The sequence below is a fragment of the Dactylosporangium sp. CS-033363 genome (assembly GCF_050942475.1).
Taxonomy (GTDB): domain Bacteria; phylum Actinomycetota; class Actinomycetes; order Mycobacteriales; family Micromonosporaceae; genus Dactylosporangium.
Genome location: NZ_CP192032.1, coordinates 6824093 through 6840379, shown reverse-complemented (window position 1 = coordinate 6840379; position 16287 = coordinate 6824093). Strand labels below are relative to the sequence as shown.

Annotated in this window: 13 protein-coding genes; 9 read left to right on the top strand and 4 right to left on the bottom strand. The window is 74.2% G+C overall.

Going from position 1 to position 16287, the window contains the following annotated elements; translation table 11 throughout:
- Positions 1-7: 7 nt before the first annotated feature.
- The 3 genes from ACQPZ4_RS31640 to ACQPZ4_RS31630 are packed head-to-tail and all read right to left on the bottom strand — an operon-like array spanning position 8 to position 2815.
- Positions 8-454 (bottom strand): hypothetical protein, encoded by a 447-nt coding sequence (locus tag ACQPZ4_RS31640; RefSeq protein ID WP_433043522.1) that lies wholly within the window; start codon positions 452-454, stop codon positions 8-10.
- A gap of 49 nt (positions 455-503) precedes the next feature.
- Positions 504-2162 carry a GAF domain-containing protein gene (locus ACQPZ4_RS31635; protein ID WP_433066731.1) on the bottom strand — a complete coding sequence of 553 codons (1659 nt, stop codon included), beginning with the start codon at positions 2160-2162 and terminating at the stop codon, positions 504-506.
- A 14-nt stretch (positions 2163-2176) separates the two neighbouring features.
- Entirely contained in the window at positions 2177-2815 is a 639-nt protein-coding gene (locus tag ACQPZ4_RS31630) for a response regulator (protein ID WP_433043519.1), read from the bottom strand.
- Between the two features lie 108 nt (positions 2816-2923).
- On the opposite strand from ACQPZ4_RS31630, the gene ACQPZ4_RS31625 reads away from it, so the two are divergent.
- From ACQPZ4_RS31625 to ACQPZ4_RS31585, 9 genes are all read left to right on the top strand, one after another.
- Positions 2924-3646, top strand: coding sequence for a hypothetical protein (locus tag ACQPZ4_RS31625; protein WP_433043516.1), 723 nt, complete (start codon positions 2924-2926; stop codon positions 3644-3646).
- 46 nt (positions 3647-3692) lie between these two features.
- Positions 3693-5087, top strand: coding sequence for a cytochrome ubiquinol oxidase subunit I (locus tag ACQPZ4_RS31620; protein ID WP_433043513.1), 1395 nt, complete (start codon positions 3693-3695; stop codon positions 5085-5087).
- 21 nt (positions 5088-5108) lie between these two features.
- Complete coding sequence (cydB, locus tag ACQPZ4_RS31615) at positions 5109-6113, top strand: cytochrome d ubiquinol oxidase subunit II (RefSeq protein WP_433043510.1); 1005 nt, start codon at positions 5109-5111, stop codon at positions 6111-6113.
- Positions 6113-7729, top strand: a complete 1617-nt coding sequence (gene cydD, locus ACQPZ4_RS31610; RefSeq protein WP_433043507.1) for a thiol reductant ABC exporter subunit CydD — start codon at positions 6113-6115, stop codon at positions 7727-7729. Before cydB ends, cydD begins: the two co-directional genes overlap by 1 nt.
- Positions 7726-9684, top strand: a complete 1959-nt coding sequence (cydC, locus tag ACQPZ4_RS31605; RefSeq protein ID WP_433043504.1) for a thiol reductant ABC exporter subunit CydC — start codon at positions 7726-7728, stop codon at positions 9682-9684. Before cydD ends, cydC begins: the two co-directional genes overlap by 4 nt.
- Positions 9644-10063, top strand: a complete 420-nt coding sequence (locus ACQPZ4_RS31600) for a pyridoxamine 5'-phosphate oxidase family protein (RefSeq protein ID WP_433043501.1) — start codon at positions 9644-9646, stop codon at positions 10061-10063. The genes cydC and ACQPZ4_RS31600 overlap by 41 nt, the downstream gene beginning before the upstream one ends.
- A gap of 140 nt (positions 10064-10203) precedes the next feature.
- Complete coding sequence (locus tag ACQPZ4_RS31595) at positions 10204-11355, top strand: hypothetical protein (protein WP_433043498.1); 1152 nt, start codon at positions 10204-10206, stop codon at positions 11353-11355.
- Between the two features lie 10 nt (positions 11356-11365).
- Positions 11366-12715, top strand: a complete 1350-nt coding sequence (locus tag ACQPZ4_RS31590; protein ID WP_433043495.1) for a sensor histidine kinase — start codon at positions 11366-11368, stop codon at positions 12713-12715.
- A gap of 64 nt (positions 12716-12779) precedes the next feature.
- Positions 12780-15635 carry an ATP-binding protein gene (locus ACQPZ4_RS31585; RefSeq protein WP_433043492.1) on the top strand — a complete coding sequence of 952 codons (2856 nt, stop codon included), beginning with the start codon at positions 12780-12782 and terminating at the stop codon, positions 15633-15635.
- On the opposite strand, the gene ACQPZ4_RS31580 is transcribed toward ACQPZ4_RS31585, so the two are convergent.
- Positions 15622-16275: a DUF6518 family protein gene (locus ACQPZ4_RS31580; protein WP_433043489.1), complete on the bottom strand. Its 654-nt coding sequence runs from the start codon at positions 16273-16275 to the stop codon at positions 15622-15624. The two genes, ACQPZ4_RS31585 and ACQPZ4_RS31580, sit on opposite strands and share 14 nt — an antisense overlap.
- Between the last annotated feature and the right edge of the window lie 12 nt (positions 16276-16287).

Below are 16287 nucleotides of genomic sequence, written 5' to 3'. Positions count from 1 at the left end.
ATAGTAATCAGACGATTACGCCAGCGGGTGCCGGAATGTGGATACCGAGTGCGTTCCACACGTTCGGGACCGCGGCCAGGGCGGCGCCGGCCACCGGATCCGTCTCCCGTAGCCAGGCCAAATGCCGGGCCGCGTGGGTGGCGACCGCGTCCGGGCAGACCTGCGGCGGGCTGGGCCGGCGCGGGTCGGGGGAGCGGGCGATGCCGTGCTCGGGCAGCTCGCGGGCGCCGGGGCCGGGGGTGCCGTCGAGCACCGCGGCGTACGTGAGCACGACCCGACCCTCGGCGTAGCGCCACGACGTGGAGTGCAGCACGGTCAGGTCCGGCGGGTTCCCGGCCAGCGCGGCCGCGACGGCGTCCGGGTGCCGGTCGCCGATGACCTGCGCGCCGTGCGGGGCGTAGTGCAGCGCACCGCCCCGGGCGCTGAACACCAGCAGTTCCACGCAGACGCTCACCGTTGCAAGGTATCCGTTGTTGCAAGAAGTCTGCAACAAGGCGCGCCGATCAGACGGGAACCTTCCAGCTGACCCGGGTGCCGCGCTGCTCGGCCGGGCCCAGCGTGCACTCGCCGCCCAGGTCGGCGGCGCGGGCCCGCATGTTGGGCAGGCCGTTGCCGGTCGGGGAGCCCGCGGGCAGGCCGACGCCGTCGTCCTCCACGACGAGGCCGAGCGAGCCGCCGCCGACGGTGAGGGAGACCCGCGCGGAGCCGGCCTTCGCGTGCTTGGCGATGTTTGACAGGGCTTCACGCAGTACCGCCAAGGCAGCTGTCCTTTGGGCGTCGGGGACGGCGGTGTCGATCGGGCCGTCGATGCGCAGGGCGGGCCGGAACCCGAGCGCGTCCTCGGCCTCGTCGACCAGGTCGCGCACCGCCCTGCGCAGGCTGTTGCCGGCCGCCCCGCGCAGCTCGAAGATCGCCCCGCGGATCTCCCGGATCGTCGTGTCGAGGTCGTCGGTGACCCGGCCGATGCGCTCGCGGACGTCGTCCTGGGAGCTGCGGTACGCCGCGCCCTGCAGCTGCATGCCCGCCGCGAACAGCCGCTGGATGACCACGTCGTGCAGGTCGCGGGCGATGCGCTCGCGGTCGCCGACCACCGCCAGCATCTCCCGCTCGTCCTGCGCGCGGGCCCGCTCCAGGGCCAGGGCCGCCTGCCCGGCGAACGTCTCGACCATCGCCAGCTCCAGGCCCTCGGTGATCGGCGCGCTCTCCTTGCCGAAGGCGACCACGAGCGCGCCGAGCGCCACCCCGCCCACGGCGAGCGGCACGAGCAGCGCGGTGCCGGTGGGCAGCAGGATCGGCCAGCTCGCGGCCGCGCCGAGGTCGGTGACGACGGCGACGTGGCGGTGCTCCAGCACGTCGGCGAAGTCGCTGCCGGCGACCGGGATCGACCAGCCGGCCGCGTCCGTCGGCCCGCCGACCGCCACCTCGACCACCAAGCGGTCGTCGTTGGCGAGCAGGACCATGGCCAGCTCGGCGCCGGCCACCTCGCGGGCCCGGGTGGCGACCAGTTCGAGGGCCTCGGTGCGGCGGACCTCGCCCAGCAGGACCGACGTGATCTCCGCGGCCGCGCCGAGCCAGCGCTGGCGGCGTTCGGCCTGGGCGTACAGGCGGGCGTTGTCGATCGCGGCGCCGGCGGCGACGGAGAGCGCCGCGACCAGGTCCTCGTCGTCCTGCGTGAACTGCTCCCCGCCGCGTTTCTCAGCGAGGTACAAGTTGCCGAACACCTGGTCCCGGATGCGCACCGGCACGCCCAGGAAGCTGTGCATCGGCGGATGGCCGGGCGGGAACCCGTAGGCCCGCGGGTGCTCGGTGATGTCCTTGAGCCGGATCGGCCGCGGCTCGTCGATGAGCAGGCCGAGGACGCCGTGGCCGCGGGGGAGGTCGCCGATCGCGGCCCGCTGCTCGGGGGTGACGCCGTGGTTGATGAACTCGACGAGCATCCGGTCGGCGCCGATGACCCCGAGCGCACCGTACCGCGCGTCGGCCAGCGTGCACGCCGCCTCCACGATCCGCTCCAGCGTGCTGTGCAGGTCGAGGTCGGAGCCGATCGCGACGACGGCGTCGAGCAGCGCGCGCAGCCGCTCCCGGCTGGTCATCACCTCGCCGACCCGGGCGAGCAGCTCCTGCAGCAGCGCGTCGAGGTCGACGCGGGACAGTTCGGGCAGCGGCAGCGGGGACGTCACGGCTTCTTTTGTAGCAAGCGCGAGGCGAGCACCGCCGCCTGCGTCCGCCGTTCCAGCCCCAGCTTGGCCAGCAGGCTGGAGACGTAGTTCTTGACCGTCTTCTCGGCCAGGAACATCCGCTCGGCGATCTCGCGGTTGGTCAGCCCCTCGGCCACGAGCAGCAGGATCTTGCGCTCCTGCTCGGTGAGGTGCTTGAACTCGTCGGGCTGCTCGGGCCCGTTGCGGATGCGCTCCAGCACGCGGGCGGTCACCGCGGGGTCGAGCAGCGACTGGCCGGCCGCGACCCGGCGCACCGCGTCGACGAGGTCGGTGCCGTGGATCTGCTTCAGCACGTACCCCGACGCGCCCGCCATGATTGCCGCGAACAGCGCCTCGTCGTCATCGTACGACGTGAGGATCAGCGCGTTGACGGTCGGGTCGATGGAGCGCACGTCGCGGCACACGTCGATCCCGCTGCCGTCGGGCAACCGCCCGTCGAGCACGGCCACGTCCGGGCGCAGCGCGGGGATGCGGTGCGTGGCCTCGACGGCCGAGCCGGACTCGCCGACGACCTCGATGTCGCCCTCGCGCTCGAGCAGCTCGCGCAGGCCGAAACGGACGACCTCGTGGTCGTCGAGCAGGTAGACGCGGATCATGACCCCCTTTCTACCCACCTTCGCGGAGCGCCGCCAGGGAACTCAGGACCCTCGTTCGGGACTTTCGGCCCTGTTCCGGGCCCGCGGCCGCGTGACTTCGTAGACGTCATGAACGTCACCGCGCGCGGGTTGCGCCCGCACGAGCGCACCGCCGCCGAGGCGCTGTTCGGCGCGCTCGCCACCCGGCACGAGCTGGACGGGCAGCTGCGGCTGCGGCTCACCGGCGCGGCCGCGCCCGGCGGCCCGATGCTGGTCCAGGCCAACCTGCGGCTCTTCGGCGCGCCGGCCCGCATTCAGGTCGCGGGCCGCGATCCGGCCGAGGCCATCGCCGTCGGGGCCGCGCGCCTGGACCGGCAGGTCCGCCGGCTGTCCACCGCCTGGGAGCCGTGGCCCTGGCCCGATCCCGAGCGCCGGCCCCTCGCCGTGCCCGGGCGCGCCGCCATCACCAGGATCAAGAGCCCGCGTCTGTACCGCCAGAGCTTCTGCCAGGCCGCCGCGCACCTGGCCGCCATGGACTACGACGCGTACCTGTTCGTCGATTCGGCTACCGGCGAGGACGCGGTGGTGCACCGGGCCGGACCCACCGGCCTGCAGCTGACCCGGCAGCGCAGCATGCATCCGGCGGGCGGGCCCGCTGCTCCGCCGCCGACCGTGAACCCGCGGCGCCCGCCGGTCCTCGCGGCCGAGGCGGCGGCCGCGCGCATGGCCGAGGGGTGGCTGCCGTTCCTGTTCTTCACCGATGCCGCGAGCGGGCGGGGAAATTTGGCCTACCGGCGGTACGACGGCGGCACCGGGCTTGTGCGGCCCGGAAAAGTCCCGCCGCGAAGGTGACCAACGGCCCTGCTCGGGCCCCGGACCCGGAAAACAGAATCGCGGCATGGACAAGCTGGACCTGGCGCGGTGGCAGTTCGCGATCACCACCGTGTACCACTTCATCTTCGTGCCGATCACGATCGGCCTCTCGGTGCTCGTCGCCGGGCTGCAGACCGCGTGGGTGCGCACCGGCAAGGACCAGTACCTGCGCGCCACGAAGTTCTGGGGCAAGCTGTTCCTGATCAACTTCGCCATGGGCGTCGTCACCGGCATCGTGCAGGAGTTCCAGTTCGGGATGAACTGGAGCGCCTACTCGCGGTTCGTCGGCGACATCTTCGGCGCGCCGCTCGCGATCGAGGGGCTGCTCGCGTTCTTCCTGGAGTCGACGTTCCTCGGGCTGTGGATCTTCGGCTGGGACCGGCTGCCGAGGCGGGCCCACCTGGCCACCATCTGGCTCGCGGCGGCCGGCACGATGCTCTCGGCGTACTTCATCCTCGCCGCGAACTCCTGGATGCAGCATCCGGTGGGGTACACGATGAACGCCGCCCGCGGCCGCGCCGAGCTCACCGACATCGTGGCGGTGCTCACCAACAGCACCGCCCTGGTCACCTTCCCGCACACCCTCGCGGCGTGCTTCCTCACCGCCGGCGCGCTGCTGCTGGCCGTCAGCGCCTGGCACCTGCGCCGGCGCAACCAGGTCGAGGTGTTCCGGCCGGGCCTCAAGCTCGGCGCCTGGGTCGTGCTCGTCTCCGGCGTCGCCGTGCTCGTCACCGGCGACCTGCAGGCGCGCGTCATGACCGAGCAGCAGCCGATGAAGATGGCCGCCGCCGAGGCGCTCTACGACACCAGCAGGCCCGCGTCGTTCTCCATCTTCACGATCGGCTCCCTCGACGGGCGGTCGGAGGTCTACAGCGTGCGGATCCCGTCGCTGCTGTCCTTCATGGCCACGGCCGACCCGCAGGGCGAGGTCGAGGGCATCAACGACCTGCAGCGGCAGTACGCGGACAGGTACGGCGAGGGCGACTACGTCCCCTACGTTCCCGTCACGTACTGGTCCTTCCGCCTGATGATCGGCTTCGGCGCGCTGGCCATGCTCGTGGCACTCGTCGCGCTCTGGAGCACCCGCCGGGGGCGGCTGCCGGCCGGCCGCTGGCTGTGGGTCGCCGCGGTGTCCACGGTCGCCATGCCGCTGCTGGCCAACTCGTTCGGCTGGATCTTCACCGAGGTCGGCCGCCAGCCCTGGACGGTCTTCGGGCTGTTCAAGACGGCCGACAGCGTGTCGCCGTCGGTGGCCACGAGCCAGGCCGCGTTCTCGGTCATCCTGCTCACCCTGTTGTACGGCGGGCTGGCGGTCATCGAGCTCGTGCTGATGCTGCGGTACGCGAAGGCCGGCGCGCCGGAAACTGTCGTACCCGAGGGCGAGGATGACCCCGACCGCCCGCTGACATTCGCGTACTGACCGAAGGGAGGAGGCACGCTCATGGAGCTCACCACCGTCTGGTTCATCCTCATCACCGTGCTCTGGTGCGGGTACTTCCTGCTCGAGGGCTTCGACTTCGGCGTCGGCCTGCTGCTGCCGGTCCTCGGCCGCGACGACCGCGAGCGCCGGCTGCTCATCAACACCATCGGCCCCGTCTGGGACGGCAACGAGGTGTGGCTCATCGTCGCCGGCGGCGCCACGTTCGCCGCCTTCCCCGAGTGGTACGCGACCCTGTTCTCCGGCTTCTACCTGCCGCTGCTGCTCATCCTCGTCGCGCTGATCCTGCGGGGGCTGGCGTTCGAGTACCGCGGCAAGTCCGAAAGTCCACAGTGGAGGCGCTCCTGGGACTGGGCCATCATCGGCGGCAGCCTCGTGCCGGCCCTGCTGTGGGGCGTGGCGTTCGGCAACATCGTGCGCGGGGTGCCGATCAGCCGCGACCACGAGTACGTCGGCGGGTTCTTCAACCTGCTCAACCCCTACGCGCTGCTCGGCGGGCTGACCACGCTGTCCCTGTTCGTCCTGCACGGCGCGGTGTTCCTGGCCCTGAAGACCGACGGCGACATGCGGGACCGGGCGGGGCGGCTGGCCGTGCGGGTCGCGCTGCCGACGGTCGTCATCGCGGCCGGGTTCCTGCTGTGGACCCAGCTCGCGCACAGCGACGCGTGGGGCTGGGCGCTGTCCGGCGCGGCCGCGGTGGCGCTGGTCGGCGGGGTGCTGGCGGCGCGGGCGCGGCGGGAGGGGTGGGCGTTCGTCGGGACCGGGGCGGCGATCGTGCTCGCCGTCGCCGCCCTGTTCGTGACGCTCTTCCCGGACGTGATGCCCTCGACGCTCGCCGGTGGGGACTCGCTGACGACGACGAATGCGGCTTCCACGCCGTACACGCTGAAGGTCATGACGGTGGTCGCCGTCTGCTGCACGCCGGTCGTGCTGGCCTACCAGGCCTGGACCTACTGGGTGTTCCGGCGGCGGCTGCGCGTCGAGCACATCCCGGCGGGCGGGCACTGATGCGGCCCCTGGATCCGCGGCTGCTGCGCTACGCCCGGGCGACGCGCGCCTTCATGGTGCTCTCCGTCGCCCTGGGGGTGGCCCTGGCGCTGCTCGTCGTCGCGCAGGCCACCCTGCTCGCCTCGGCCATTGCCGCGGCGTTCCTGGACGGCGCCTCGGTCACGGCCGTCGTGCCCTGGCTCGCGGCGGTCGTGGTGCTGCGGGCCGCCGTGGCGTGGGCGCAGCAGGCGGCGGCGACGCGGGCCTCGGCGGCGGTGAAGCGGGAGCTGCGGGCGCGGTTGCTGGCGCACGCGGCCACGCTGGGTCCTGCCGCGGCGCTGCCGAGCGGGGAGCTGGCGACGCTGGCGACGCGGGGGCTGGACGCGCTGGATGCGTACTTCGCGAGGTACCTGCCGCAGCTGGTGCTCGGCGCGCTGGTCCCGGTCGTCGTGCTGGCCCGGCTGGCGCCGGCGGACCTGGTCGCGGCGGGGACGGTGGCGGTGACGCTGCCGCTGATCCCGGTGTTCATGGCGCTGGTCGGGCTGCACACCGAGGCGGCGAACCGGCGGCAGTTCCGGCTGCTGACCCGGCTGTCGCACCACTTCCTGGACGTCGTGGCGGGGCTGCCGACGCTGCGCGTCTTCGGGCGGGCGAAGCGGCAGGCGCAGATCATCGCCGCGATCAGCGCGGAGCAGCGCCGGGTCACCATGCGGACGCTGCGGGTGGCGCTGCTGTCGTCGCTGGTGCTGGAGCTGCTGTCGACGCTGTCGGTGGCCCTCGTCGCGGTCGGGATCGGGCTGCGGCTGGTGGACGGGGATCTCGGCCTGTCGACGGCGTTGCTGGTGCTGATCCTGGCGCCGGAGGCGTACCTGCCGCTGCGCCAGGTGGGGGCGAACTATCACGCCTCGGCGGAGGGGCTGGCCGCGGCCACCTCGGTGTTCGCCGTGCTGGAGACGCCGCTTCCCGTGACCGGTTCATCGGTCGGGCCGGGGGCCGGCGTCTCGTTCGACCAGGTCGTGGTCACGTACCCGGGGCGGCCCGCGCTGCCGCCGGTCTCGCTGTCGGTGGCGCCGGGCGAGTTCGTGGCGCTGACCGGGCCGAGCGGCTGCGGGAAGTCGACGCTGCTGTCGGTGCTGATGGGCTTCGCGGTTCCGTCGTCGGGTTCGGTCGCGGTGGGCGGCGTGGCGCTGTCGACGCTGGACCTCGACGCGTGGCGGCGGCGGGTGGCGTGGCTGCCGCAGCGGCCCTGGCTGGGGGCGGGGACCGTCGCGGACAACATCCGGCTCGGTGCGGCCGAGGCGTCCTTCGCGGCGCTGCGGTCCGCGGCGGCTCGGGCGGGGGCGCTGTCGTTCATCGAGGCGCTGCCGGACGGGTTCGACACGCCGCTGGGGGACGACGGGGCCGGGCTGTCGGCGGGGCAGCGGCAGCGGATCGCCCTGGCTCGGGTGTTCCTGCGGGATGCGCCGCTGGTGTTGCTGGACGAGCCTACGGCGGGGCTGGATTCCGCGACTGAGGCGGAGCTGCTGGCGGCGATCCGGGCGCACGCCGTCGGGCGGACCGTCATCATGGCCGCGCACCGCCCTTCCCTGGTCGCCATCGCCGACCGCGCGGTCGGCCCTTTGGAGGTGTCGCGGTGACCTGGCTTCCGCCGCTGTGGCCGGCTGGGCGTGGTGGCGTGGTGCGCACGGCGGCGGGACTGCGGCGGCCGGCCGGGCGTGGTGGCTCGGTGCGCACGGCGGCGGGACTGCTGTGGCCGGCCGGGCGTGGTGGCGTGGTGCGCACGGCGGCGGGACTGCTGCGGCCGGCCGCCGGGCGGCTGTTCATCGCCTTGACGGCCGGGATCGCCGCCGCGGGGTGTGCGGTCGGGCTGATGGCGACGTCGGCGTGGCTCATCTCGCGGGCGGCCCTGCATCCGCCGGTGCTGCACCTCATGGTGGCGATCGTCGCCGTGCGGGCGTTCGGCATCGGGCGGGGCGTGCTGCGCTACGTCGAGCGGGTCACCGGCCACGACGGGGCGCTGCGGGTGCTGGGGGAGCTGCGGGTCCGCGTGTACCGGCGGCTCGAGCGCCTCGCCCCCGCCGGACTGGCCGGGTTCCGCCGCGGCGACCTCGCGGCCCGGCTCGTCGACGACGTCGAGTCCATTGTGGACCTCGTGGTGCGGGTCGCGCTGCCGATCGCGGTCGCGGCGGTCACCGGCCTCGCGTCGGTGCTGCTGATCTGGTCGCTGCTGCCGGCGGCCGGGCTCGCGCTCGCCGTCGGGGTTCTCGTCGTCGGGGTGGGGGTGCCGGTGCTGCAGGGCGCGCTGGTCCGCCGGTCCGACGCCCGGCTGGCGCCGCTCCGGGGCAGTCTGGCCGCCGGGACCGTGGACCTGGTGCAGGGGCTGCCGGATCTCATCGCCTATGGTGCCGTCGACTCCGCGCTGGCCGCGCTTGACCGGACCGACCGGGAGCTGCTTGCCGCGACGCGCCGGTCCAGTGCCGCTAGCGGAGTTTCGGCGGCGGTGACGGCGCTGTGCACCGGGCTGGCCGCGCTGGCGGCGCTGATCACCGGCGCGCTGGCCGTGCACGCGGGCACGCTCGACGGGGAGCTGCTCGCCGTTGTCGTGCTGACGCCTCTGGCCGTGTTCGAGATCGTCGGGGCCGTGCCTGTCGCCGCACAGAACCTGGCGGCCGCTCGGGCCGCGCTGCGCCGGCTCGCCGAGGTCGCGGCCGCGCCCGACCCGGCGCCGGACCCGCGCTTCCCGGCCGAGCTGCCGGCGGGCGCTGCGGTTGGTTCGGTCGCGCGATCTGCGGCGGGCGCTGCGGTTGGTTCGGTCGCGCGATCTGCGGCGGGCGCTGCGGTTGGTTCGGTCGCGCGATCTGCGGCGGGCGCTGCGGTTGGTTCGGTCGCGGTGGCCGGCCGGGCGCCGGTTGTGCGGGTTGAGGGCGTTGCGGCGGAGTGGGTGGCCGGGCGGCCGGTGGTTGAGGGCGTGTCGTTCGTGCTGGAGCCGGGGGCCCGCGTGGCGCTGGCCGGGCCGAGCGGGGCCGGAAAGTCGACGATCGCCGCGTTGCTGGTGCGGTGGCTCGACCCCAGCGCGGGGCGGATCACGCTCGGCGGGGTCGACCTGCGGGAGCTGCGAGGGGACGACGTGCGGCGGGTGGTCGGGTACCTGGGGGACGACGCGTACCTGTTCGACAACACGATCGAGGCGAACCTTCGCATCGGCCGGCCCGACGCGACGGCGGCCGAGATCGAGGAGGCGCTGCGGCGGGCCCGGCTGCACGAGTGGGTTCGCGGGTTGCCGGACGGGCTCGGGACCGGGGTCGGGGAGCACGGGGTTGCGGTCTCCGGCGGGCAGCGGCGGCGGATCGCGCTCGCCCGGGCGCTGCTGGCGGACTTTCCGGTGCTGGTGCTCGACGAGCCCACCGAGCACCTCGACGAGGAGACGGCGGTCGCGCTGCTGCGGGACCTGATGGACGCGACCCGCGGGCGGACGGTACTGCTCATCACGCACCGGGCCGATGCGCGGGAGTACGTCGATGCAGTACTGATGCTGAAAGGTGGTGACGGCCATGGGGTCGATGCGCTCGCTGGGGCGGCGGCGGTGTCTTGAGCTGCTGGGCTCGGTGCAGGTGGGGCGGGTGGTGTTCACCGACCGGGCGCTGCCCGCGATCCGGCCGGTCAATCACCTGCTCGACGGGGAGACGATCGTGATCCGCAGCAACCTGGGCGGCGGGCTCGCGTCCGCCGCCACCGCGTACGGGTCGCTGGTCGTCGCCTACGAGGCCGACGAGATCGACGCCGCGACGCAGGCCGGGTGGAGCGTCGTGGTGACCGGCACGGCGCGGCTGGTCATGGACGAGGAGCGGCTGCTGCGGTACGAGGGGCAGCTGCAGCCCTGGGTCGACGAGCCGATGAACTGCGTCATCGCGATCGACTGCGACCTGGTCAACGGCTTCCAACTCGCCGGCAACACCGTGCGGGCGGGGTGATACGCGACAAAACGGGCGAAACCGACAGTTCTGATGGGTGGGAAGGTCCCGGGGGAGTTGTGACTTCCGGCCCTGACGGGGGCTGGCGCTCCGGGCGAGGGTTGGGGGTACAGCCGTGACGCCTGTCTGAGGAGTACGCCATGAACCGCGACCTTCGTGCCGAGATCGACCTCGTTGCCGAGGCGTCCATTGCGGCGCTGCGGGCTCCCTCGATTCTCAACAGCCAGCCCTGGCGGTGGCGGCTTGCGGGGGATCATGCCGAGCTGTGGGCGGATCGGTCGCGGCAGTTGACCGGGCTCGATCCGGACGGGCGGCTGTTGCTGCTCAGCTGCGGCGGGGCGCTGCACCACGCGGTGGTCACGCTGCGCGCGGCCGGCTTCGAGGCCGACGTCGCCCGGCTGCCCGACGGTGAGCGGCCCGACCTGGTGGCGCGGTTCGGAGTCGCGCCGTCCGGAGTCGCGCCGTCCGGAGTCGCGCCGTCCGGAGTCGCGCCGTCCGGAGTTGCGCCGTCCGGAGTTGCGCCGTCCGGAGTTGCGCCGTCCGGAGTTGCGCCGTCCGGAGTTGCGCCGTCCGGAGGTGCGCCGTCCGGAGGTGCGCCGGCCGGCCGTGAGGGTGAGCGGGAGCGGGACGCCGAGGTGGCTGCGGCGGTTTCGCGGCGGCGTACCGATCGGCGGCCGTTCGGGGATGAGCGGCCATCGGCCCTGGTGCTGGAGGAGTTGCGGCGGGCGGCCGGGCGGCATGGGGTACACCTTCAGGTTGTGCAGGACGAGCAGGTGACGGACTTCGCGGCGGCCGTCGCGCATGCGGGGGACGTGGAGCGCGGCGATCCGCGGTTCCGGGCCGATCTGCGCGCGTGGACGAACCGGGCGCACGGGGACGGGGTGGCGCCGCAGAGCGTGGTCGCCACGGCTCGGCGGACGGTGGCTCCGCGGGACTTCGCGATCAAGGCGGGGCTGGCGGCGGGGGCGGGGAGTGACCGGGGCACCGTGTACGCGCTGCTGGTCACCGACGGCGATGAGCCCCGGGACTGGCTGGCGGCCGGGGAGGCGCTGTCCGACGTATGGCTCACGCTGACCGCGCGAGGGCTGGCCGCCTCGCCGATCAGTGAGGTGATCGAGGTGCCGGGGGTGCGGGGCGCTCTGCGCGGGCTGCTCGGCGGGGTCGGCAACCCGGCGGTCGCGCTGCGGATCGGGGTGCCGGTGCAGGAGGACGCGCCGCCGGCCAGCCCGCGCCGGTCGCCGTCCACCGTGCTGAGTTCGGGGGTTCCGGGCGAAACCCGGCACAGGCAGTAACGTCGGCGGCGTGACAGGGCTCGCGGGGCGGATGCGGCAGCGGCTCGGGGTGCGGATGCGCTCCGCGCTCGCGGCGTCCGCCGTCGTGGCGGTGGCGGCCGTGCTCACCGGGATCGCGTTCGTGGTCGCGGCGCGGATCATTCTGACCGGGAACGTCGATCAGGACACGGGGGACCGGGCGGCGCAGGTGGCGGGGGCGCTGGACGACGAGGCGGCGCTCGCCGCGGTGATGCGGCCGTCCCTGCGCGACCGTACCGTCGTGCAGGTCCTCGGGCCCGACGGCAAGGTGCTGCGGGCCTCGGCGCTGATCGCCGGGGCGCAGCCGATCTTGTCGCTGCGGCCGGCGGCGGGGCAGACCCGGCGGGAGCAGCGGCGGCTGGCGGTGGCGCACGACGAGTACTACCGGATCACCGCGCTCGGGGTGGCCACCGACAGCGGGCCGCGGATCGTGCTGGTCGGGCAGTCGATCGACGAGATCGACGAGGGGACCGAGGCGGCGGTCGGGGCCCTGGCGGTCGGGCTGCCGCTGCTGACGGTGATCGTGGGGGTGGCGACGTTCCTGTTCGTGGGGCGCTCGCTGCGGCCGGTGGACGCGATGCGGCGGCAGGCGGAGACGATCACGGGGCGGAATCTGCATCGGCGGCTGCCGGTACCGCCGACGAACGACGAGATCGCCGCGCTGGCCGTCACCATGAACACGATGCTGCACCGGATCGAGGCGGCCACCGCGGCCCAGCGGCGGTTCGTCGCCGACGCCTCGCACGAGCTGCGCAGCCCGCTGTCGACCGTCCTCGCGGGGCTCGACCTGGTCGGCGAGGGGCCGCACGTGACCCGGATGCGGATGGAAAGCGACCGGATGGCCCGGCTGATCTCCGACCTGCTGCTGCTGGCCCGGGTCGACGAGAGCGGGCTGCAGCTGCGGCGGGAGGACGTGGACCTCGACGACCTGGTGTACCTCGAGCGCGAGCGGCTCACCGCCGCCCATCCGCGGCTGCGGGTCACGGCCCGGGTGGCGCCCGTGCGGGTCAGCGGCGACCCGCACCACCTGCAGCGGGTGCTGCGCAACCTGCTCGACAACGCGGCGCGCCACGCGGGGCAGACGGTCGAGATCAATCTCAAAACGCTTGATCAGAGAGCAGAGATCACCGTGGCCGACGACGGGCCGGGGATCGCCGAGGGGGATCGCGAGCGGGTGTTCGACCGGTTCGTGCGGCTCGACGAGGACCGGTCGCGCACCGGCGGCGGCACCGGGCTGGGACTGCCGATCGCGCGGGACATCGTGGCCGCGCACGGCGGCACGCTGACGATCGAGGAAGCGCCGTCCGGGGGGACGCTCGTCCGGCTGAGCCTTCCGAAATAGATAAAGAAGCGCCCGCGCCGGGCGATGAGCCGGATGGATGAGACCCAGGACCGGCGGATGGACGGTGGCGCGCCTGCTCGCCGCCGGGTACCTGCTGGCCATCGGCGGCCTGCTGCTCGTCGGCGCGGCCGCCTATGTGCGCATCGGGGAGCTGCTCGACGCGCGGGCCGGGGTCGAGGCCGGGCACGCCGTCATCAACGACATCGACACGCTGCGCGACGAGCTGCAGGATGCCGAGCGGGGGCAGCGCGGGTTCGTGATCACGGGCGATGATCGGTACCTCACGCCGTACACGACGGCCATCACGGAGATCCCGAGGACCCTGCAGCGGCTGCGGGACGGCACGGCCGGCGACGCGGGGCAGCGGGCCACCCTCGCCGCGCTGACCACGCCGGTCGACGACAAGCTCGCCGAGCTGGCCGAGACGATCGAGCTGCGCCGCTCCGAGGGGTTCGCCGAGGCGCAGCGGGTGGTCGACACCGACCGCGGGGCCGAGGACATGGCCGCGATCGAGTCCGGCCTGAACGCGCTGCGCTCCGCCCAGCAGACCCGGCTCGCGGCCGACCAGCGCGAGTCGGCGGACGCGGCCCGCTCGACCCGGCGCGGCATCCTCGGGGTGGCGCTGCTGACCGCCGTGCTGACCGGGATCGGGGCGTGGTGGGTGACCCGGCACGTGTCCCGGCCGATCGCGGCGATCACCGCGGCCGCCCGCCGGGTCGCCACCGGGGAGGTCAGCGCGCCGATCACCGCGGCCGCCCGCCGGGTCGCCACGGGGGAGGTGAGCGCGCCGGTCGCCGCCGCCGCGCGCGGGCCGGCCGAGCTGGCCGAGATGGCCGACGCGGTCGAGGACGCCACGCGGGTCGTGCTGCGGGCGCGCGACGAGGCGATGGCGGCCACCCAGGCCAAGTCGGCGTTCCTGGCGACGATGAGCCACGAGATCCGTACGCCGATGAACGCCGTGATCGGCATGACCGGCCTGCTGCTGGACACCGAGCTGAGCGCCGAGCAGCGCGAGCTGGCCGCGACCGTGCGCGACAGCGGCGAAGCGCTGCTCGTGATCATCAACGACATCCTGGACTTCTCCAAGATCGAGGCGGGCCAGCTGGAGCTCGAGGACGCCGTGTTCGACCTGCGCGAGTGCGTCGACAGCGCGCTCGCCCTGGTCGCCATGCCGGCCGCCGACAAGGGCCTGGAGCTGATCGCCGACGTGGCCGCGAGCCCGCCGCTGTGCGGGGACGTCACGCGGCTGCGCCAGGTCGTGGTCAACCTGCTCTCCAACGCGGTCAAGTTCACGTCCAGCGGCGAGATCGTGGTGACCGGCACGTTCGCGGCGCAGGGCGAGCACATCCGGGTCAGCCTGGCCGTCTCCGACACCGGCATCGGCATCCCGCCCGACCGGCTGGACCGGCTGTTCCGCTCGTTCAGCCAGGTCGACGCGTCGACCACCCGCACGTACGGCGGAACGGGACTCGGCCTGGCGATCAGCCGCCGCCTCGCCCGGGCCATGGGCGGCGACCTGACCGTGGCCAGCCGCCCCGGCGAGGGCTCCACGTTCACGCTCACCGCGCTGCTCAGGGTCTCCGGGGTCGCCCCGCACCACGCCGTGCGGGCCGCCGACCTGGCCGGGCGCGGCGTCCTCGTCGACACCGGCAACGCCACCCTGGGCCAGGTCCTGCGGGCCGAGCTCGCCCGCTGGGGCCTGGCCGTCGGCGGCGCGTCCTGCGAGGTGGCCCTGGTCGAGGGCCCGCGCCCGGATCTCGGCTGCCCGCTGATCCTGCTCACCACCGTCAACGCGCCCCGCGAGCGGCCCCCGGGCTTCGCCGCCGCCCTCACCAAGCCCGTCCGCGCCACGGCCCTGCGCGCGGCCCTGGCGAGCGTCCTCAACGGCCCCCAGGCGGCCTCAGAAGATCAAGAGCCGGCGTTTGTACCGCCTGTGCGTCCACTGCGCATCCTGATCGCCGAGGACAACCAGGTCAACCAGACCGTCGCCACGATGATGCTCGCCAAGCTCGGCCACCGCGCGGACGTGGCCGCCAACGGCGCGGAGGCGCTGGACGCGGTGCGGCGCGCCCGGTACGACGTCGTGCTCATGGACGTGCAGATGCCCGTGCTGGACGGGCTGGACGCGACCCGGCGGATTCGGGCGGAGCTGCCGCCGGACCGGCAGCCGCACATCATCGCCCTGACCGCGAGCGCCCTGATCGAGGACCGGGCGGCGTGCGAGGCGGCCGGGATGGACGACTACCTCACCAAGCCCATGCGGCCCACCGACCTCGCTTCGGTGCTCGCGGCGTACGTCGGGTCGGCGCCATCGCCCGCTGTCACCGCCTCCGACGCCACCGCACCTGCCGCCGGCGCGATCGCCCCCGCCATCGCTGCCACCGCCGACGTGCGCGCCACCGCCGACGCCACCGTGCGGGCCACCACCGCCGACGCCACCGTGCGGGCCACCACCGCCGACGCCACCGACGCCGACGCCACCGGGCGCGCCACCGCCACCGACGCGATCGCCGACGCTGAGGCCGCTGTTGATCGGGCCGCCGATGGGCTGGAGGACGACATCCGGGCGCGGATCCGGGAGCTGACCGACGACGATCCCTCGCCGCAGGAGCTCGAACTGGTGGGACGGGTCCTCGGGTCGTTCTGCGCCAAGGGTCCGGACACGCTCGGGCAGCTCTCGGCCGCCGTCGGGGACGGGGACTCGGCGGGCGCCGTGCAGGCCGCGCACACCTTGACCGGCGCGGCGGGCAACGTCGGGGCCGCGGTGCTGGCGCGGATGAGCGGCGCGTTCGAGGCGCAGGCCCGGGTCGGGCTGCCCGACGACGCCGTGACCGCCCTGGACGAGTTGCGGCACGAGCTGGACCGCGTGGTCGCCGCGGTGAGTGCCGTCCGGCAGCAGCTGCCCGCTAGAAGCCCTTGACCGGGACCGATTCGATGAGTGCCCAGGCCAGGGCGCCGGCGGTGCAGGCGAGGAGGGCGGCGGTGCCGTACACGGGCCAGGCGCGCGGGCCCCGGCGGCGGGCGAAGGACCAGGTGGCGACCGCGACGCCGGCGACGGCCTGCAGGACCGCCTCGCCGGCGCCGCCGAAGCGCTGGCCGGGGATCACCACGATGGCGATGCCGGCTCCGGCGAGCAGGCCGCAGGCGACTCCGGCCGCGATCGCCGCGCGCCGGGGGCCGTCGTGGCGGACCGCGTGGGCGAGCACGCCGAGGAGGGAGCCGCCGGCGATGGAGAGCAGCAGCCAGTACGAGAAGGCCTGCAGTAATGCTCTGAACGCGCCGCCGGGCAGGTTGAGCCAGTAGTAGCAGCCCGTCGCCGTGCACAGCACGATGACCGCCGCGGCCAGGGCGCCCCGGCGGGTGCGGGCCGGGAGGGCGGCCACGAACGCGGCGCAGCCCCACGCGAAGCCGGTGCTGGCCCCGAACTGCAGCACGGTGCGCAGGGTGCCCTCGGCGAGATCGGCGCAGAAGGAGGCGATGCCGAGCGCCACGCCCGCGGTCAGCGGCCAGCCGAGGCCGATCCGCTGCCGGGCGGACGCCCCGCCGGGGGACTCCACCATGCAGCCATCATG